The organism is Desulfovibrio sp. Huiquan2017 (genome assembly GCF_017351175.1).
In the GTDB taxonomy this organism is placed as follows: domain Bacteria; phylum Desulfobacterota; class Desulfovibrionia; order Desulfovibrionales; family Desulfovibrionaceae; genus Pseudodesulfovibrio.
Genome location: NZ_JAFMPN010000006.1, coordinates 182333 through 201030 on the forward strand (window position 1 = coordinate 182333; position 18698 = coordinate 201030).

The 18698-nt window shown below is 55.5% G+C and carries 15 protein-coding genes; 5 read left to right on the forward strand and 10 right to left on the reverse strand.

Annotation, left to right across the window (positions count from 1 at the left end; translation table 11 throughout):
- Positions 1–2 precede the first annotated feature (2 nt).
- The 3 genes from J0909_RS06680 to J0909_RS06690 all read right to left on the reverse strand — a co-directional run bounded on the left by J0909_RS06680 (position 3) and on the right by J0909_RS06690 (position 5177).
- The gene (locus J0909_RS06680; RefSeq protein WP_207261504.1) at positions 3–1190 is read right to left on the reverse strand and encodes an MFS transporter; all 1188 of its coding nucleotides are present in this window, start codon (positions 1188–1190) and stop codon (positions 3–5) included.
- A gap of 152 nt (positions 1191–1342) precedes the next feature.
- A complete protein-coding gene (locus J0909_RS06685) occupies positions 1343–2206 on the reverse strand; it encodes a 4Fe-4S dicluster domain-containing protein (protein ID WP_207261506.1) in 864 nt (287 codons plus the stop codon).
- Between the two features lies 1 nt (position 2207).
- Positions 2208–5177: a molybdopterin-dependent oxidoreductase gene (locus J0909_RS06690; protein ID WP_207261509.1), complete on the reverse strand. Its 2970-nt coding sequence runs from the start codon at positions 5175–5177 to the stop codon at positions 2208–2210.
- Positions 5178–5389: 212 nt separating this feature from the next.
- On the opposite strand from J0909_RS06690, the gene J0909_RS06695 reads away from it, so the two are divergent.
- Positions 5390–6169, forward strand: coding sequence for an IclR family transcriptional regulator (locus J0909_RS06695; RefSeq protein ID WP_207261511.1), 780 nt, complete (start codon positions 5390–5392; stop codon positions 6167–6169).
- A 300-nt stretch (positions 6170–6469) separates the two neighbouring features.
- Here J0909_RS06695 and J0909_RS06700 read toward each other — a convergent pair whose 3' ends face one another.
- Complete coding sequence (locus J0909_RS06700) at positions 6470–7930, reverse strand: sodium:solute symporter family protein (RefSeq protein WP_207261513.1); 1461 nt, start codon at positions 7928–7930, stop codon at positions 6470–6472.
- A 235-nt stretch (positions 7931–8165) separates the two neighbouring features.
- On the opposite strand from J0909_RS06700, the gene J0909_RS06705 reads away from it, so the two are divergent.
- From J0909_RS06705 to J0909_RS06715, 3 genes are all read left to right on the forward strand, one after another.
- Complete coding sequence (locus J0909_RS06705) at positions 8166–9725, forward strand: sigma-54 interaction domain-containing protein (RefSeq protein ID WP_207261515.1); 1560 nt, start codon at positions 8166–8168, stop codon at positions 9723–9725.
- A gap of 709 nt (positions 9726–10434) precedes the next feature.
- On the forward strand, positions 10435–10809 hold the full coding sequence (locus J0909_RS06710; RefSeq protein ID WP_207261517.1) for a GntR family transcriptional regulator: 375 nt from the start codon (positions 10435–10437) through the stop codon (positions 10807–10809).
- Positions 10809–11228: a hypothetical protein gene (locus J0909_RS06715; protein WP_207261518.1), complete on the forward strand. Its 420-nt coding sequence runs from the start codon at positions 10809–10811 to the stop codon at positions 11226–11228. The genes J0909_RS06710 and J0909_RS06715 overlap by 1 nt, the downstream gene beginning before the upstream one ends.
- 102 nt (positions 11229–11330) lie before the next feature.
- Here J0909_RS06715 and J0909_RS18545 read toward each other — a convergent pair whose 3' ends face one another.
- Positions 11331–11477 (reverse strand): integrase core domain-containing protein, encoded by a 147-nt coding sequence (locus J0909_RS18545; protein WP_207261520.1) that lies wholly within the window; start codon positions 11475–11477, stop codon positions 11331–11333.
- A gap of 96 nt (positions 11478–11573) precedes the next feature.
- Complete coding sequence (locus J0909_RS06725) at positions 11574–13049, reverse strand: MFS transporter (protein WP_207261522.1); 1476 nt, start codon at positions 13047–13049, stop codon at positions 11574–11576.
- A 146-nt stretch (positions 13050–13195) separates the two neighbouring features.
- On the opposite strand from J0909_RS06725, the gene J0909_RS06730 reads away from it, so the two are divergent.
- Positions 13196–13807: a TetR/AcrR family transcriptional regulator gene (locus J0909_RS06730; RefSeq protein WP_207261524.1), complete on the forward strand. Its 612-nt coding sequence runs from the start codon at positions 13196–13198 to the stop codon at positions 13805–13807.
- 419 nt (positions 13808–14226) lie between these two features.
- On the opposite strand, the gene brnA is transcribed toward J0909_RS06730, so the two are convergent.
- From brnA to J0909_RS06750, 4 genes are all read right to left on the reverse strand, one after another.
- Entirely contained in the window at positions 14227–14427 is a 201-nt protein-coding gene (gene brnA, locus J0909_RS06735) for a type II toxin-antitoxin system BrnA family antitoxin (RefSeq protein ID WP_207261526.1), read from the reverse strand.
- A 217-nt stretch (positions 14428–14644) separates the two neighbouring features.
- Positions 14645–15139 carry a hypothetical protein gene (locus J0909_RS06740; RefSeq protein WP_207261527.1) on the reverse strand — a complete coding sequence of 165 codons (495 nt, stop codon included), beginning with the start codon at positions 15137–15139 and terminating at the stop codon, positions 14645–14647.
- Positions 15132–16535 carry a VgrG-related protein gene (locus J0909_RS18360; protein ID WP_286181842.1) on the reverse strand — a complete coding sequence of 468 codons (1404 nt, stop codon included), beginning with the start codon at positions 16533–16535 and terminating at the stop codon, positions 15132–15134. The genes J0909_RS06740 and J0909_RS18360 overlap by 8 nt, the downstream gene beginning before the upstream one ends.
- Before the next feature lie 1243 nt (positions 16536–17778).
- Entirely contained in the window at positions 17779–18627 is an 849-nt protein-coding gene (locus J0909_RS06750) for a hypothetical protein (RefSeq protein ID WP_207261529.1), read from the reverse strand.
- Positions 18628–18698: the final 71 nt, after the last annotated feature.

Below are 18698 nucleotides of genomic sequence, written 5' to 3' on the forward strand. Positions count from 1 at the left end.
ACCTATCTAATGCGCATCATGAGCGTGGCGATGATGCCCAGCACGAGGACGGGAATGATCAGGTAGCCGGCGGTGGCCCATCCATAATTTTCAATGAACATGCCGTAGATGCCGGGGCCGAAGAACATGCCCAGATTCTGGCCCACGGCAACAACGCTCAGGCCGATGCTCGCGTCTTCGGGATTACCCATGATTTCGGGACCGGCGGCAAAGACGCAGGTCGGGATGATGCCGATGAACACGCCGAGGGTCAGCATGTAGGCCGTCATGTATTCGACGGGCAACGAGAAGGGACAGAGCATAAGCAGGGCCAGCGCGATCAAGGCAATCAGCGTGGGCTTCTTGCGGGAGTTGATCTTGTCCGACCAGACACCGGCCAGAGCGCCGGAAACGATGCTGATGAGCATCAGCAGGCTGGCGGTAAAACCCGCCTTGGTCGGGCTCATTCCCAGGTGCGTTCCCATGAACGTAGGCATGAAGGAGTTGATGGTGATCTGACAGACGTTTTGGGCGAGAAAAGCGAAGGCCAGCAGCCAGATGTCCCGCACCTTCAGCTTCGCGAAGATGGACTGCAGGGTCGGCTCGCGGCCCTTGTCCTTGCAGTCCGCGCCCTTGGGCATGCGGTAGCAGGTCACGAAAAGAATCAAGGCGAAGACGGCGTAGCCCGTGCTGACCCACCACACCGGGCGCCAGTCACCGGCGCCGATCTGCGGGGCGACGTTGAACATGATGACCAGGCCGAGGGGAACCCAGGCTCCCCAGAGCCCCATGGCCGTGCCGAGCTTGGCCGGGGTGAACCAGTAGGAGATGGCCGCCGGTCCGACGATGGCGATGAGGCACATGCCGAGACCTTCGACCACGCGGCCGCCGAGCATCATGGCCGGCGACGTGGCGTAAACGCCCATGGCCGAGCCCACCACGAAGGAAAGCATGGCGATGGTCCCCGCCGTACGGATGCCGATCTTGCGGATGATGAATCCGGCGGGCAGGGCCAGAAAGATGGCCACCAGGGAAAAGACCGACATGAGCCAGCCCGCCGTGGCCAGAGAAATATCCAGGCTTGTGCAGAGTTGCTGCATCATGGGGGGGACCTTGAACTGGTTGATGGGGGCCGCGATACCGACGAAGAACACGACCGCCAGCATCCACCATGCGTACGGAGAATCAGGGCCTTTCGCTACGTTGCTCATTTCGTATCCTGTAATGTTATGGCTAAATGTTTTTGTTCCGGACAAACCTTGCGCTCATCCGTTCTCCTCCCGCCCCCTGGAGGCCCGCTCTCCGAAGAGAGCGGACCCGGGGGGTGGGGCAGGGAATGCAATGGGTCGATTGCATCGACAATTTATAGGAGAATGACGCCCACATTGACGCTGGCGCCCATGACGACCCGCAACGCCTTTTCCCGGCCGTCACTCAGGATCTTGAGCGTATATTCGCCGGAATCCACCTCGATGGCGTCGAACTTGAAGTCGCCGAACATGTCGGTCTGACAGGAATCGATTTCCTTGCCGTCGCGGGTCAATGAAACCCGGGCACCCTCGACAACGTCTTCGACCTTGTCGGCCACCCGGGCCACGCTGCCCGCAATATGGGCCTGCGTGTAGCGGAAGAGGTTTTTGTACCAGATTCGGGGATGGGTGCCGTACTCGGGATGCAGCACCTGGAGTTCCTCCCTTTCCGCGAGGTCCTTCATTTCGGGGTCGCTCAATTTGACGGCCTTGAGGCTCCCGGTGGCGCAAACCGATACGGGGCGGGGCTCCTTCCAGTCCACGTCAAGCAGATGAGCGTCCCAGCACCACTTCTGCGGCAGGTCCAGTTCGTCGTTCCACCAAATGTGGCCGTAAGGACAGGCCTTGACGAGGTCGCGCTGCCCCTTTGCCTTCTGGGGATCGATCATGACGATGCCGTCAGCGCGCTTGTAGATGGCCTTGTCCCTGGCCGCCTTCATGCACGGGGCGTTGTCGCACTGGTTGCAGGTGGTGAACAGGTAGGCCACGTCCATGAGGGAGCCGGAGCCCCGCTCCTTGGTGTCCAGCTGGATCCAATGGTGGCCGTGCCGGGGACAGGGCTCGCTGTAGCCCGGAAACCGGTTGCCCACATACTCGTCCAGCAGAGTCATGTAGCAGTTGTTGCAATTCTCGCATTTAGCGACATCAACAATGAGGTTCCACTTCCGCGAAGTGTTGGCGTTATTGGATTGTGACATGTTATTCTTCCCATTTACGGATTTCTATGAGGCACGAGTTGCTGGCCGTGGAGTGGGACTTCTTGACGATGGGCCTGCTCGGCGTGAGGATGTTGACGCAACCGCCGCGATCCGGGGATTTGCCCGGTTCGCCGATGGGAGCGTAGACAGCGGACGATTCGTAGGAATGCACCGTGCCCGCGGGGACGCGCTCGGTGAGGAAAGCGTACAGGATGACCGATCCACGGTCGTTGTAGGCCTCCACCAGATCGCCGTGGGCGATGCCGCGCGCCTTGGCGTCAACGGGGTTGAGGCGGACGATCCAATAGTGCCAGCCGTTCACCTCGACGCGGTGATCCTTGATGTCGTTGAGCCACGAGTCCTTGCCGTCCTGCATGGTATGGAAGCTGTACCGGTTGTGCGGCGAGATCAATTGCAAAGGGAAGCGCTTGTAGTCCTCGGAATGGTGGCCTTCCCAGGCGGGAATGTACTTGGACATGGGAGGCCGCTCGGGGTCGTTCGGGTCGTACTGCGTCAGGCTGGTCGAAACGAATTCGATCTTTCCGGACTGGGTCTGGAGTCCTTCGCGGAACTTCTCCGCATAATCGGCGGGCAAGGGGTTTACCTCCGGGACATCCTTGGAGCGGCCTTCATAGAACCAGTTCCAGGAAACCGGATCGCGACGTTCCTCGCACGGTGCGGGCACCACATAGTACCCCTTCTTGAGGAACTTCCTCCAGGATATGACCTGGGGCAGGTCCGTGGCGTCGAAGAGACGCTTGCACCAATCCAACTCGGTGCTGTTTTCGGTGAAGTAGCTTCCCAGGCCCAGTTTGCCCGCGATGGTGGCGAAGATCTCGTAGTCGGACTTGGATTCGCCCAGCGGCTCGATGCACTTATGCTGCATGGTCATCACACGGTGGTTCCACTGCGTGAAGCTGTGGTGAATGTAACCGCTGCAGTTGGCCGTTTCGCCGATATCCCAACGCTCGAAGTTGGTGCACGCGGGCAGGATGATGTCCGCGAACTGCGCCTCGCCCTCCATCCAGATGGACTGGTTGACGACGCACTCCAACTCGGGGCTGCGGTACATGTCGGCGTACCGGTTGGTCTGGCACATAGTGCCGAAGTGGGATCCGCCGTACTTCCAGTACAGCTTGACCTTGGAGTGTCCGGGCGAGGGGTAGTGGATCGGGAAGAACTGACCGCGAATGGTGGACGGGTCGGTCGGGTATCCGGTGGTCTCGCCGTTGAGGATGGCCTCGGGGATCTGTAGGCGCGGCACGCTCTGTTTGACCGTGTTCATGGTGACCAGCTGCGGCATGCGCTGGTACATGTTGATCATCAGGCCGGTGCCGGCCAGGTCGCCGGAGAGGCCGCCCTCGGAGTAGCCGGGAAAGAAGAAGCGGGTGTCCACCGGGGTGCCCTGCTGCAGGCAGCCCAGGTTGACGCCGGGTTTGCCGATGCCCTGCATGGCCATGAGGTAGACCATGCTGCGCGCCCATTCCACGCCGGTGGCGCAACGGCAGGCCGAGCCGAAGCCCTGAATGCCGCCGCAGGAAAGGTAGGTCCGCTTGGAGCCCCATTGACGGGCAAGGGCACGCACCTCGCGCGCGGGGATGGCGGACTCGGCCTCCTGCCACTCGGGCGTTTTGGGAATGCCGTCCTCTTTGCCGAGCACATACTCACGCCACTGGTCAAAGCCTGTGGTGCGGTTCTCGACGAACCACTTGTCGTACAGGTCTTCCGTGATCCAGACGTAGGCGATGGCCAGGGCCAGGGCGTTGCCGGTGGCCGGACGCGGCGCCAGCCACTTGCCGCCCATCAGCGCGGCCGTGTGGTTGTAGAACGGATCAATGTGCACGCAGGGAATACCAAGCTCCTTGGCCCACATGCGGCGGATGGTGCCCTCCTGGGCGCCGTACACGCCCGAGGTGGTCTCCGGGTCGCTCGACCAGAACACGACCATCTCGGCGTTCTTGAGCAGGTCCTCCACCGTGGAATACGTATCAGGAGCACCGTTGCGGATGGTGTTGCCCCAGTGGTGGGCGGCGCCCCAAAACCAGCCTTCCCAGCTGTCGGGGTTGTGATCCACATAGGTGCAGCCGATAATGTTGAAGAAGCGGCGGCGGCAGGAAAGCCAGTACCCCAGGTTGCCCCAGGTGTGGTGCGAGCCGGAGCCGTTCATGATCGCTCCGGGGCCGTGCACCCTCTTGACCCGCTTGATTTCGTCGGCAACGATCATCGCGGCCTCGTCCCAGGAGATTCGCTCGTAGCCGGAGATGCCGCGATTCTGGGGATTGCGCTCTCCGTTGGGATCGAAGTCCACCCGCTTCATGGGGTAGAGGAGTCGCTTATCCGAGTAGATGGTGGACTTCAGGCCCGAGGTGTAGGACGTCACCGTGGTTTTGCGGGGCGGAGTGAAGCTCTTGCCGTGGGCCTTGATGGTCCAGGTGTCGGCGTCGGTTTCATCAAATTCGATGTGAGTGATACGGATAATCTTGTCATCCTTCACGTAGACGAACACAGGGCCCGCATTGGTGTTGTTCACATACCGGATGGAGCCGTCCTTCATCGGGGTGCCGATCTTGGAAAACTGAATGTCGATGATCTCGGCCGTCAGCTTGGAGAAGAACATCAGCGCCTCGTCGTCGCCACGCGAGTCGGTCTTGAAGTTCTTGGCCATGTGAATGAACTGCATCCGAGTGTCGAAGTCCGGGAACGGGGTCATCAGGCGCACGGCCTCGCGGGCGCTGTCGAACAGCAGCGTCCCGTCGGGGGCGGCGTGAACGCCGCTCTTGGAAGTAACCTGCCCGTCCTGGAACGCGAACCAGCGCCCCCAGGACTTGTCCCGCAGCTCGATCTGAACCACGCAGTTCTTGCTATGTAAGAGCTTTTTGACCGCTTCGCTCCGTTTTGCAGCCGCCTTGATCGCGGTGGGCAGAGCCAGGAACCCGGTCTTCAATTTCGCCTTGGCCACTTTCTCGGCCATTGACGGAGAATACCGCATACGCACTCCCTTTGTTTTTTGTCGGCCATATGCTGCCGGAAGCTTCCGGACCGGCCGGTTGACCGGCGACCAACAGATGTTTATTGTTTTTTGTCCGCTATTCGGACAATATGCCCATTATATGGACAGAATTCATTTCAACCCCGATCAACTTCTCACATTCCTTCACGGGAGCTGCGGAAACAGGAAGACCAATGAGTGAGAGCAAAGAAAGCGCCATAGGCAAGGCAATGCAAATATTGCGCTTCTTCGAAAGCGAGAACCGCCCTTCCACCATCCAGGAATTGAGCCGATCCCTGGGTCTCAAACGGGCCACGGTGCACCGCACGGTCCAGACCCTGGTGGAATACGGCATGCTGCGTCACGAGCTGGACGGCAGCCGGGTCTCCCTTGGGGGCGCCATCTTGGCCCTCGGCACATCCCTTACGCATTCCCTGCGTTCCGGAGCGCTGCTTGAGAGCGCCCGCCCCCATCTGGTGCGCCTGCGAGAAAAAACAGGTTGCGGCGTCACCCTCGAACTCTTCTCCGGCATGCGCAACATCCTGCTTTTCGCCCTCAAGGGACTGCGCGTCGTGTCCTTTGCCGGATCCCAGGGCGATGTCATGCCCTGGCATGCCGCGGCCGGTGCCAAGGCCACCCTGGCCAATGTCCATCCGGATGAGCTCGCCCAGCTTCTCTCCGAGAGAATGTTCCCCTTCACGCCCAACACCATCACCAACCCGGACCGTTTTTTGGCCGAACTGAAGAGTGTGCGCCGCAAAGGCTATGCTACGGACCTCGGCGAGACCCAACTCGGCGTCAATGCGGTGGCCGTCCCTTTTTTCAGCTACGACGGCCGTCCCGCCGGCGCCGTGGTGGCCATGGACGTCGGCCTGGATCTGCAGGGGCCGGAACCGGAGATCATCACCATGGTCAGAGATGCCGCACAGGCCATCTCGACGCGCAATTTCGCTCCGGGCAGCCAGCCGAGCTGAGCTGCGCCCCTTCAAGATCCTTTGTCCCGTTTTATAGCGCATTGGACTACTTCTGGCGTTTCGCCTTGAGCACGGTTCCCGCCAGTCCAATGACGCCAAACATCAGCATCACGCCCATGACCATCATCATCCAAAATGTGGCAAGCATCCTTCTCTCCTGATTTGCGGTATGGTTAGTCGAATTTGCGGCCGAGTACCTGGGAAAGGCCGAGCCCCCCGATGACCAGAACAACGATGCAGACGGCCACGGCTCCAAATATGTGCCAGAACAACATGATGATCTCCTCCTTGGTTTCTTGGTTAAGCCCGCTTGAGGAACAACCCGCGCTCCGTACGCGCGACCGACAGCAGGGCAACGGACACCACCAGGCTGGAGATCAGCGTGGGGTAGACATTGGGGATGTCGGCCATACCCATGGCCACGGGCAGCGGGGTGAAGCTCCAGAGCATATTGACGATCCAGCTGACCAGAAGCGTCGTGACTGCGGCCGCTCCCGAGCGTCGCCAGAACAGACCGAAGATGATCAGGAAAAACACCGGGGTGATCCAGGCGAAGAGCCAGTTGATGGCGCTGACGATGGGCGGCATGTTCCCGGCCGCGATGATGGCCAGCACGGCGAGCACGATGATCCCGGCCCGGGTGACAAAGGCCTCTTCCTTTTCGCACAGGTTGGGGCGGAAGAGGTTCTTGTAGATGTCGATGGTGAAGATGGTTGCCGGAGCCAGCACGGCTGCGGCGAAGCTGGAGAGCACGGCCGCCAGGAAGGTGGCGAAAAGCAGCGCGATGAGCCACGGCGGCAGGTAACGCATGAACATGGCCGGACCAGCCAGCTTGGGCCCGAGGGCGCTGACGCTGGGGTCGATCTTGGCGGCCAGGCCGATGCAGACCACGAAGACGCAGAAGAAGCCGTTGAGGGGCGCGGCCAGCCACAGGGCCTTCTTGATGGTCTTTTCGCTCTTGGCGGCCAGGGCGGGCTGGATGAGCTGCTGGGCCACGGAGTGACAGGTCACGGTGGCCAGCACGGTGCCCAGGCCAAAGGTGAGCAGCAGATCGGGCGTACCCAGGGTGGAGAGCATGAATTCATTGCCGTGCTGCATGTAGACAGCGGCCACGCCGTCCCACCCGTCAAAGGGAATGCCCATGGAAATGTACACGAAAGCCAGGATCAGCCCCACATACATGATGAAACAGTTGATGAGGTTGACCCAGCCGATCTCCTTCATGCCCGCGAGCACCACGTACAGGGTGCCTATGATGCCGCCGATGACGGCGCCCTGGGCAATGGGCAGGCCGGAGATGGTGGAGATGATGATGCCCAACCCCTGGGCCTCCAGGGTCAGGATGCCCCACACCATGCCGGCCATGACGCAACTGACCATCAGCCGGGCGGTGTCGCCGAAAATGAGCGACAGCATTTCGGGCATGGTCGTGATGTTCAGGCGACGGGCCCACAGACCGGTGGAGGTGCAGGCCACCACCAGCAGGGCCACGTGGGCAAGGCCGAACCAGACGCTCACGGCGCCGATGTGCCAGGTCATCTCCAGAACGCCGAAGATATGCGGGGTGCCCAGCACGGTCAGGGCCAGGGTAACCCCCACCACCGGCCAGGGAAGGCTGCGTCCGGCCAGGGTAAATCCGCCGGTCTCACAGACCGCGCTCTTGCGCTCCCTGGCCTTGATGAATGCTCCGATGCCCACGACCACGATCACCTCGTAGGCCAGGACTGTCAATAAGACACCCCAGTGACTAACAGCTCCCATTCCGATTACCTCCTGCTATGGCCTTTGTCGCCGTATAGGCTTTCGCCTTCGGGCGTTTTCCCTTATTTAGTCACGCTTTTGGCAAATGGCGTGCCATTTCGTAACCAGTTGTAATTTAAGATATTACAGCAACAGGTTCCAGAAGAATAGGAAATATCAGAATATTATGGGAAATTCGTTGTGGTATTTCACAAAAAAAGGCCATATTGTGAAATACCAAAAATATGGAGCCTCAGTGGACAAGAACACTTTCTTCAGAAACGGCGTGGAAGCCATCACCAGTTCGCTCATCATCGAGGATGCGCTGACCAAATGCCTGCGTTTCATGCAGACGCTGATGCCCATGGACATCATGTCCATCCATCTGTGGGAGGGAAGCCTCAACTCCCTGCGCATCGCCGCCACCACCAACGGCAAGATCAAGATGGCCTCGAGCATCCTCATCCCCATCCCAAAGAGATACCGGGGCATACCCGAATGGCTTCAAAACGAGAATCTCAAAATTTACAACAACTTCAGAGAAGACCCAATCAGCGTCCTCGTCCAGGAGGCCCTGGTCCCCATCTTCGGCCCGCATGAATACTCCCACATGATCATGCGGGTTAAAATCGAGGAGGAGCGTATCTGCGATGTGGTCGCCCTTGCAAAAGGGCCGGACCGTTACACCTGGGAGCACGCCGAGCTCTTCGAAATGCTGCATTCCACCTTCGGCATCGCCGTGTCCAACGCCTTGCACCATAGGGAGATCATGCAGATGAAAGACCGGCTCATGGAGGATAACCGCATCCTGAAGGAGCGGCTGAGCAATTGGAGCACGACGAACATCGTGGGCGCCCACGCCGGGATGCAGCATGTGGTCCGGCGCATCAAGCAGGTGGGCAACACCAACGCTCCGGTGCTGATCCTCGGCGAAACCGGCACCGGTAAGGATGTGGTGGCTTCCGCGTTGCAAGAACAATCCTCGCGCCGCGACAGGGCGTTTGTCCGGCTCAACTGCGGCGCCATTCCGGAGAGCCTCCTGGACACCGAACTGTTCGGGCATGAAAAAGGGGCTTTCACCGGGGCTCACATCACGCATATCGGCCGCATAGAGCGCGCGGACGGCGGCACGCTGTTTCTCGACGAAGTCGGCGAGCTGTCACAGAGCGCACAGGCGAAACTGCTGCGGGTACTGCAGAATGGCGAGATCGAACGTATCGGCGGCTCATCGACCCGCCATGTAGACGTTCGCGTCATTGCGGCCACACATTGCGACCTGGAAGCCATGGTCGCCGATGGCCGGTTTCGGGCGGACCTCTATTACCGGTTGAGCGTGTTTCCGATCATCATTCCCCCGTTGCGCGAGCGGCTAAGCGACATTCAATTGCTGACCGACAGCCTCATCAAAAAATGCTCAACGAACATGAACATCGCCCCGCCGACGCTCGCCCCCGGGGCAATCAATGTTTTGCTCGGGTACAACTGGCCCGGCAACGTCCGCGAACTCGCCAACGTGATCGAACGGGCCATGATCAACAACCCCGAAGGGCCGCTGACCTTTCCGGAACTCAATTTCGGGGTCCAGACCAACTCCGATCGCACTGCGCCGTTGCCGATTTTGGACGAACTCGTCCCGCTGGATGAGATCAACCGGAAATACATCAACTATGTTCTGGAGAACGTGGACGGCAAGATTCACGGCCCGGGCGGCGCCGCCGAAATTCTGGAGATCAACCCGCACACGCTACGCAGCCGCATGGACAAACTCGGCATTTCATATCGCAAACAGGCCAACTCGAAGAGTGGCACGCGCTAAGACGGCGAAAAGGCCTCTTCTCTCTATGCCGCAAGCCGAACGCTTCAACTGCGCATTGACTTGAAACAATCCCGTGGGCCCGAGCCGAAACCCACCATCTCCCTCCCGCACCCAAGGTTTCCCCCGCGCCGCAGGGAAAAGGCCACCCAGGTTTTCTCAACCCGGGTGGCCGATTCCCGCAAGTTATATGTCAGCCTACAGCTTACAGCTTCCGCCAACTAGACACTCTCTCCACCCATCAAACACCGCGCATAGCACCCGCCATGCCAAACCAAAAATCGGCCACGCAAATTTTCTCAATTTACGTGGCCGATTTTCTCAGATTGGACGTCAGCTTACAATGAGGACAAGCAGTTACCGAAAGCAAGAAAGGTATCGGATAACACCCCACAACAAAAAAGAGGTCATCCAAAACACTGGATAACCTCTTTAAATTCTTGGTGGAGCTGGAGGGAATCAAACCCACGAGCTCTTGAATGCCATGCAAGCGTTCTCCCAACCGAGCTACCGCCCCGCAGCGCCGGGGAAAGATTAAGTGGCTGATCGACCAGAAAATTACCAAACGAGAATAGATAATTATCCCACTCCCAAAACTCAGCGTTGCCTTGGGTATATCCCGGCAGACGGAACAATCCGGAGGCAATTGACAGTAATATCTCCAAAGTGTACTACTCTTCTAGAACACCAGTACACAACACAGAAAAGCAACATGCTAAGCCCGCCGAAGAAAAACAAATATATAGAAATTGCGGAACAATTCATTGAACAAGTTGTCGAAGGAAGCTTATCGCCCGGGGACAAGATAGCTTCAGTACGGGAGACGGCAATCCGCATGGGGGTCACGCCAAACACGGCGGCAAATGCCCATGCCCATTTGCGGAACTTGGGGATCATCAGACCTCTGCACGGGAAAGGAAGTGTAGTCACCGACGATGCCCCGAGCATCTGTCGCGCATATATTGAAACGTTATTCACCGAACATGAAATCCCTATCATCCGGCAGCGGGCATCCCTACTCGGCCTGTCAGAGCAACAAATTCTGGAACTCTTGAAAAGCGATGAAGCGCATAAGGAGAAAAGCTAATGAGATTATCATACTTTTGCGGTCTAGGGCTTATTCTGCTTTTAGCCATTGGCACCGGGTGGCTTTCGGGAGGCGGGCCGTTTTTTCTCGATATCCCGAGCTCGCTGGTAGTGGCCGGAACATGCCTTGGGGCGTTGATCTGTAATTTCGGGTTTCGCGGGAGCATAAGCGCCATCGCTTCCCTGATTCTCATTGACAAAATGCACGCTGCCGGCTTTCGGAAATCTGCCGCAAAAACCGTCATGCTCTCAGCTCTCTTCAGCGGCTTGTTTTATTTAATCCTGGGAGTCATTTCCGCTCTAGGCGACGTCTCCGACCTCTCACACCTCGGCCGGTCCCTGGCCACTGGCTTCATAAGCATGCTGTACGGCAGTTTCCTGGCACTCCTTGTCGTTCCCGCATATGTTTCTGAAGAATAACTCAATTCACATTTTCCTGATGCATCTGCATATTGGTAAAGTCCCCCATCATAGGGTCAGCTAGTAGTAGAGGCTTCCCGCCAATTTTGAGATGCCCCCGATTTAGGTCCGGGCTTGTGTGAGTTCCCGGCGTCTTTCCAGCCCATCCATTCCGGACAATTGCCCGGAATGGATGGCGAACTCCATGGGCGTCAGGTTGTCCTGGGACGAGTGAGGGCGACTCTCATTGTAGTCCTGTCGCCAGTTCATCGGAGTGGAACGCCCTCAAACCTACTTTGAAACGGCTTGCGACCGCCTTAAGGGCCTAGCCAACTGGACGATCTCCCCCACCGCATTCTGAAAGCGTCAATCTTGTCTGCATCGACTCCCGTGTAGGGCAAGAACGACTCCGACGGCGAGGCAAGCTCCTCCGGCAATGAACATGGCCCAATTGAAACCATATGCTGTGGCAGTGTGATAAATATCAATCTCGTGCTGTCCAATTGGTTGCCTTCCCATCATGAGTGAGTGAGCCCTCGAGACAGCGTCTTCCACACCTGCTACAGACAATTTTTCCCTAGCGGAAAAAAGAGACGTGATATTCATTATAGAGCCCAGAATTGCAATGCCGAATGCCATCCCTGCCTGCCTGAGCGCGTTCATGACAGATGATGCGATCGAAAGATTCCCGCTATCCGCATGATTCAGCACACTGACACTGGTCGCCGGAACAGCAAGCCCACTTCCAACTCCGAGTAAGCAGAGGCAAAGTCCGGTATACCAATATGGCGTTGTCGCAATTGAGAACCCGAGCGCACTCATGGCAATCCCGATCAGAAGATAGCTTGCCACCAAAAGCTTCTGGCCCGAGAACCGTGCGCTCAGCCTCCCGAACGAGAACGACGCTATGGCGGTGAACGCAAAAGCCGGCACCATCCGGCTACCGGCTTGCGTCGCGGTCAATCCTTGAGCCTCTTGAAAGAAAAGAGACAAGAAAAACAGGCTGCTATAGTATGAAAATCCCAAGAAAAAAGACGCGATGTTCGACAAAGAAAATGCCGAAGACTTGAAAAGTGAAAAAGGGACCAGAGGTTGAACAGCCCTTTTTTCAACGAAAAAGAACACCGGCAACAAGACGAGGGAGATTGAAAAAGTGGCCAAAACCAACGGCGACAAGCCACCGCCTGCGCCACCGGCTTCGATCAGAGCGTAAACCATGCCGCCAATGAACAAAACGCTTAATACTTGCCCGGCGATATCAAGGGGGAGACGCTCTTCCGCGACAAATTCGCGTATTCCCCAGGCACCAAGAAACAGAGTAATGGCCCCAATCGGGATATTGAGAATAAAGATTCCCTCCCACCCGACAGTATCAACCAGGAGGCCACCAAGCCCAGGTCCGCAGATCAAGGCGATTGCCGTGCATGCGGACCAGCCTCCGACAATGCGCGATCTCGCCCGCTCATCTTTGATGGACTGAAAAATAATGGAAAGCGCACCTGGAATGATCAAAGCCGCAAAGCCCCCCTGGAAACCTCGTCCAAGGAGTAACAGATGGAGACTGTCAGCCACCGAGCATGCAAATGAAGAAAAAACAAAACCCGCTATGCCTAGCATCCAAACCCGCTTCATGCCGAACCTGCAACTTAATCCGCCAGCGGCAAGCAAAAAAGCGGCAAGACAAACTGCGTAGGCATCAATAATCCATTGCATCCCCCCCATGGATACGTTGAGACTTTGCTGGATGGCGGGAAGGGCAACGTTTACGATACTGATGTCCAAAGTCGCCATAAATGTTCCGAGATAGGCAGCCGAGACGAGTGCTAGCATTTTTTTATTCATCTAATACCCCAAATTGAATTGGCTTTAAGGTTGGTTTATTTGAGCAGGGCATAACAAACCGACGGTCGGTCTGTAAACATGTTTGACTTTGATTTCCCGGCTTGGTTGTGAGAATTAGACCTTAATCGATACGGGGGATATTCAGCATGAGCCAGAAAGACGGTGGGCGTACAACGCCCAAGCAGATGGATGGGCTGCCAAAAGTCAGGGAAACACGCCGCATGTTCCTGCTCGACACGGCTGAGGCAGTCTTCTTGAAAAAGGGATACGAAGCTGCAACGGTAAACGATATCCTTGAGGCGGCAAAGCTCTCAAAGGGAGGGTTTTACCATTATTTCAAGTCCAAAGATGAAGTTCTCGACGCGCTCAAGAGTCGCTACACTCGATATTTCCTGGATACTGTCGAAGCAAAAGTCAAAGCCTTTCCCGCCAACCTGGCAGACAAAAGGTTTCATGCCTGGATTCACGCCTATGCGGAGGCATATCTCGCAACAGTCGCTTTACATAATTTGGTCTACCACTCGGTGCATGCCCAAAAGACCAATGAAGACCGCGTTGCAATCACCCGACAGATTGAGCAGTTGTTGGAGGAAGGGGTTGCGCAGGGGGCATGGACGCTTTCTTTCCCCCACCTGACCGCCACAATAATCTACTCGGCAATACACGGCGTTATGGATGACGCCATTGCAAGGGATCTCAAAAATGCAACTGTACTGATTGAACAAACAAGCGACTCGTTACGCCGCTTACTTCTGTAGGCTATACGCGCCAGCTCTGCCCGGCAGCAACCGGCTGAAAACATGTGTTAAGACCTGACAAACTTTACCCAGGAGGAGCGTTGGTTGTTAGAACAGATGTAGCGGTGAGTTGGCCTGGAATCTGGAAGCTCTCATCCTCCATCCAACCAATGGCATCTGAATATTCTTTAGTACATTCCACCCCAACAGGCTTAAAAGACAAAATCTTCTAAGCCAATAATATTCGTGGTGGAGCTGAAGGGAATCAAACCCACGAGCTCTTGAATGCCATTCAAGGTCATCATTTGTAGTTGTTTGGAATACTTATCGTTTTTAGCGAGGAATATACACCGAGGGTATATTTGCGGGCAAAAGGTATATTATTTGTATATTCCTGGGAGGTATAGAAGTAGTATATCCAGCCTCCCAGTTGCCCTACTCTACAGGGCCATCTTGTTCTCGGACCGGAGACAATCGGATATCCAGACCTTGACCAAAGCCTGTCTGGAAATACCGAGTCTTCGGGCCTTCTCGTCCATTTCCTTGACCATCCACACCGGGAAATCCACGTTCACTCGCTTGATCTCACGGTCAAAGGTATCGGATTCGGCACTTCTGTCGAAGCTGTCCTTGGACTTCATAACCCACCTCGCTAGTTTTCATAGAACGGACGGACATAGGCCAACAATGTCCTCACCGGAATTCCCATGACGGTATCCTTTGGTTTGGACGATGGCCAGGAGTTTGTCCTTATACGCTAGTATTCTTGATGAAATGGTATACATTTTATATCAGAAGTACACTGTTTTGAATTAAGCAACGAAAAGGGTGAGGTTGCGGCCTCACCCTCTCGATTATCTACTGACAAAGATTTTCTAAGTCTTTGGGATGCTCCCGGTAATGTGGCAAATCCCTCTGGAACTTCTTCTTGAGTTCTGAGCATGAGTACTTCTGATAGACACCGTAGAATCTTGTGTACATTCCGCAGCCGCCCAATTGAGCATCAGCATACTCCACAACCAATTCGTCATCCCCGAAGTCTATGTAGACATACAAATCCTTCGGATAGTCTGAACTCGTTATTTTTGCCTCAACACGCCCTTCTTCAATTGTACCTTTAGCAAGTATCTCACAATCCGATGGGGCAAACACGTCTTCACGCTTGCCTGCGTGACCGCCTATGAGACGAATGGTTGCAATCCCATCTTTCTCGTCTATGTAAACCAGTGAATGTGCACCACTGCTATCATGCACATTTAAGTATACCCCCGAAAAGGATTCTGCCGCAGCGATACTTACGAGAAAGCAGGAAAAAACAAAGGCTAAAACAACTCTGTATATCACTCTATTCATCACTTTTTCCACGTTCATTTTTCAACGCATTCAGGGCATCTCGCTTTTCACGATCAAATCTATTTTTGAGAACCCGTTGTTTTTCTTCAGAATAACTTTCGAATCGTGTTTTCCTTTCTTCATAAATGGCATCAATCAAGTCGGCCTCGAACTCTCCACTTGTAGGATCGAAGCGATTCTCCTTTTTGAGATTTTCAACTGCCTTTTTCACAACATCTGTATTAGGTCCATGCTGAACGCCCGTTGACCAAAACACTTGCTGCAACGTCTTTGATTGCTTGTCAGCATCAAGCCCATATTCCTTAACACTCTTTGCAACAGGTACGTAATGAGTGTCATAGATAAACTTATCTTGCAACTTCTCAAACTCTTCCGGATGATCATCGGCCAATTTTTCCCACTGCTTATCAAACTCCTTTGATCCTGCGGTGAGTCCTTTAAACTCGTCTTTCCAAGGAAACCCTTCACTGGTCACAAACTCTTGGGCTGTACCGCCAGCTTTACCATTATGTACGCTCGTCATTTGGTACTTTCCATAAGACTTGCCACCCAAATCTTCTTCACCGGAAGAAATGGCATGTGATCCGTCTTTGCCCGATTCATACTTTCCTGACAGATCACCAAGTCCTTCGGGAACATTTGAATCTGAATTCTGTTGCTTATGGGCATCTTGTTGCTCCTGCCTCCTCACTTTTTCACGGTTCTGAAGCTCGGCATTTTCAGGCTCATCCTTCCCACCGGCATCACTTACAGTACCAGTATCGTTCGCAGCAAGCATCTCGGCATCTTCCATCCTGAAGCCTGGCTTGGCACCCGCCATATTCTCACCCTCAGACGCTCGTGCTTTTTCTACGTCAACACCGGCATATCCCAGGTACTTATCGTACATGGCGTCGGCGTCCTTCTCATCAAACTTGGCCTCGGACAGTACGTACTTGTTGATGAGATCGAAAGCGGCATCGTCGTGAGCCTGGACTCCTTTGTCATCGTTGGCTCCAAGCGCTCCTTTGGCGAGACGCTGCAAGCCCTTGTCGAGAGCATTCCGGGAGCGCTCGTTAAGCTTGTCCAGGGCGAATTGATGGCCCTGTTGCAGGAAGCCTTTTTTGATGTCAGGCAGCGATTTCGAGAGAGCCTCGTGCCGCTTGCCGCCCTTGGGGACAGCGGAGAGAACGGAATGTTCATAGTCATCGAACTGCTTCTTGAGGTTGGTAGCATCTTTGGACGGCTGATTGCCGGTGACATTCTTCTGCCAGTCACCCAGCCCCTTTCTGAAGAAGTCATGAGCCTCATTCTCCTTCTCAACAATAGTGTTGAGCCGATCCAGGTCATGGTAGGCGTCGCGCTTCTGCTGCCGCTGCTGTTGCTGCTGGTTATGATTCTTGAAGCCGATGCCCATTTCCAAGGCAGTCTTGCGCTGGCCGGGGGGGCGTTGTCGAGCATCTTCTTCTGCTCATCGGGGTTCATGGTGAGAAGTGATTTTCCAAAATCAAACATAGTTCAGTTCCTCCTATCAGGATGTAGTTTTTTCAAAGACCAGACATCCTAACCCCGGTTTTCGCCCCAGGATGAAAACGGGTAAAATGGATACTAAAAGGACAAAAAAAGCATAAGAAAGCAACTTGACAGGGTTCTGATGAAGAGGCTTAAAAAAAAGTTGGCGGAAGAGGTTGGCCCTCAAGGTCCACCCGTACCCCAAGCCGGAGGCAATTTAACCACTTGTTAAACCCCAAACAAAACACCCCCGGACAACCGTCCGGGGGTGTTAAAACCAAATGCGGCAAGTGCCAAAACATTTCGCCGCGCTACACCACCCGATATCATTTGTATATTCTTTTGTATATTCCACGAAAAAAGGCTTAGAAGGAAAACCTTCTAAGCCTTCAAATTCATTGGTGGAGCTGGAGGGAATCGAACCCACGACCTCTTGAATGCCATTCTTGGGGACATTCAACTTACAATAGAACGTAACATAACAATTAAACAGGACTTATTCGCCGCCAAGCCTTTTCGGAACACACTGTAGCATGGTGTGCGGAAAGCGCGGAATGTCGTCGTTTTTGCTTGGCGTCGAGAGTTGAGCGGACACATAGCGGACACGAAAGTCTCGGATCCTCGACGCGAATGTGTAGAGAAAATTTCGGCGTGAAAGGCCGTAAACAATCAATCAGAAGGTCGCTTACCTTCGTTATTTCNGCTTGGCGTCGAGAGTTGAGCGGACACATAGCGGACACGAAAGTCTCGGATCCTCGACGCGAATGTGTAGAGAAAATTTCGGCGTGAAAGGCCGTAAACAATCAATCAGAAGGTCGCTTACCTTCGTTATTTCAGTGGCTTGAAAATGCCATATTCGCCATAAAAACTATAGTTGCCGCTGCAAATGACACTTGGGTGACACGTGATGTTTTCGAGAGGAAAGTGATCATGACAACCCACTACCTCTTGAATGCTATATCTGAGATACGCTGTGGCATGATGTGCGGAAGGCCTTGAATGTCGTTGCTTTTGCTAGATCAAGGATAAGGCGGGCACATCTCAGGACGGAAATGGGGTCCCCAACCGCGAATGAGGTCGGTCCCGCCAATGTTTTCCGCCCGACAAGCATGGCCTGCCGGGCGGATGATGCTTTGTTTGTTTCCGACTTATGACCTCAGCTTTCGGGTCATGTCATCAACGACCTGCCGCACTTCCTTCTTGTGGATGTCCGTTTCGAACCGCAGCGTCTCCACGTACTTGCTCTGCGTCTTGACGAGGCTGCCCTCGTGCACGGAGATGTCCCGACTTTCGTTGGTCAGGAATTTCTGTTCATACACGACCTGTCCCTGCCGCAGGTCCCTGACCGTCACGTTCCGGAACCAGGAATAGGTATGGGTGTCCGTGTCCGAGGCGACCAGCGCGTCCAGCCCGAGGGTCAGGAATCCCCGCAGCGCTTCCGATCCGTGGTGCCCGTCGATTTCCAGAATGGACTTCTGGCCGGGCATAACCTTCCGGTCGGACGCGAGGACGAAGTAGTCGTATCCATCCTCGGCCAGCTTTCGCTCGATGACCTTCAACAGGCGTGCGGCCTCGGCCTCCCTCTGCTCCCTGCTCTTCGTCCCGTTGAATGCCTCGGGGTTGATGAGTACGAGATTCGGAACAGCCCCGCCCTTTTCCAGGGCGGCCGCCAGCATGTATTGGAACTGGTTTTCGGTCTGCATCGAGGACAGCACGGCCTGCCCCGCCGTGCTCTCGTTGAGCTTCGAGCCGTTGTTCGCGGTCCTTTCCAGGATGTCCTTGTATCCTGTGGCGACATAGGGGTGCTGGGCAAGCGGCTCTTTGGGATAGTCCGGCGCCCAGCGGGCGAATACGGCAACCTTCTTTCCCTTGAAGCAGGAAATGTCGCCGGACACGCCCGCGTCGGCGGAGAAGGTCTCGGCGGTGTTCTTCATGGCGCAGCCGGAGGCGGCCAGGGACAGGATCAGCCAGAAAAGAATGATAAACGTGGTTCGCATTTCAGACTCCTTGTGTTGTGCTTTCTCAGGCCCCTTCCGGGCCTCTGCACAAGGAGTCGGACACGCGCGGA

Excerpts from the sequence above, each read along its gene's own strand:
- J0909_RS06680 (WP_207261504.1), bottom strand. The coding sequence starts at position 1,190 with ATGAGCAACGTAGCGAAAGGCCCTGATTCTCCGTACGCATGGTGGATG.
- J0909_RS06685 (WP_207261506.1), bottom strand. The coding sequence starts at position 2,206 with ATGTCACAATCCAATAACGCCAACACTTCGCGGAAGTGGAACCTCATT.
- J0909_RS06690 (WP_207261509.1), bottom strand. The coding sequence starts at position 5,177 with ATGGCCGAGAAAGTGGCCAAGGCGAAATTGAAGACCGGGTTCCTGGCT.
- J0909_RS06695 (WP_207261511.1), top strand. The coding sequence starts at position 5,390 with ATGAGTGAGAGCAAAGAAAGCGCCATAGGCAAGGCAATGCAAATATTG.
- J0909_RS06700 (WP_207261513.1), bottom strand. The coding sequence starts at position 7,930 with ATGGGAGCTGTTAGTCACTGGGGTGTCTTATTGACAGTCCTGGCCTAC.
- J0909_RS06710 (WP_207261517.1), top strand. The coding sequence starts at position 10,435 with ATGCTAAGCCCGCCGAAGAAAAACAAATATATAGAAATTGCGGAACAA.
- J0909_RS06715 (WP_207261518.1), top strand. The coding sequence starts at position 10,809 with ATGAGATTATCATACTTTTGCGGTCTAGGGCTTATTCTGCTTTTAGCC.
- J0909_RS18545 (WP_207261520.1), bottom strand. The coding sequence starts at position 11,477 with ATGAACTGGCGACAGGACTACAATGAGAGTCGCCCTCACTCGTCCCAG.
- J0909_RS06725 (WP_207261522.1), bottom strand. The coding sequence starts at position 13,049 with ATGAATAAAAAAATGCTAGCACTCGTCTCGGCTGCCTATCTCGGAACA.
- J0909_RS06730 (WP_207261524.1), top strand. The coding sequence starts at position 13,196 with ATGAGCCAGAAAGACGGTGGGCGTACAACGCCCAAGCAGATGGATGGG.
- brnA (WP_207261526.1), bottom strand. The coding sequence starts at position 14,427 with ATGAAGTCCAAGGACAGCTTCGACAGAAGTGCCGAATCCGATACCTTT.
- J0909_RS06740 (WP_207261527.1), bottom strand. The coding sequence starts at position 15,139 with ATGAATAGAGTGATATACAGAGTTGTTTTAGCCTTTGTTTTTTCCTGC.
- J0909_RS18360 (WP_286181842.1), bottom strand. The coding sequence starts at position 16,535 with ATGGGCATCGGCTTCAAGAATCATAACCAGCAGCAACAGCAGCGGCAG.
- J0909_RS06750 (WP_207261529.1), bottom strand. The coding sequence starts at position 18,627 with ATGCGAACCACGTTTATCATTCTTTTCTGGCTGATCCTGTCCCTGGCC.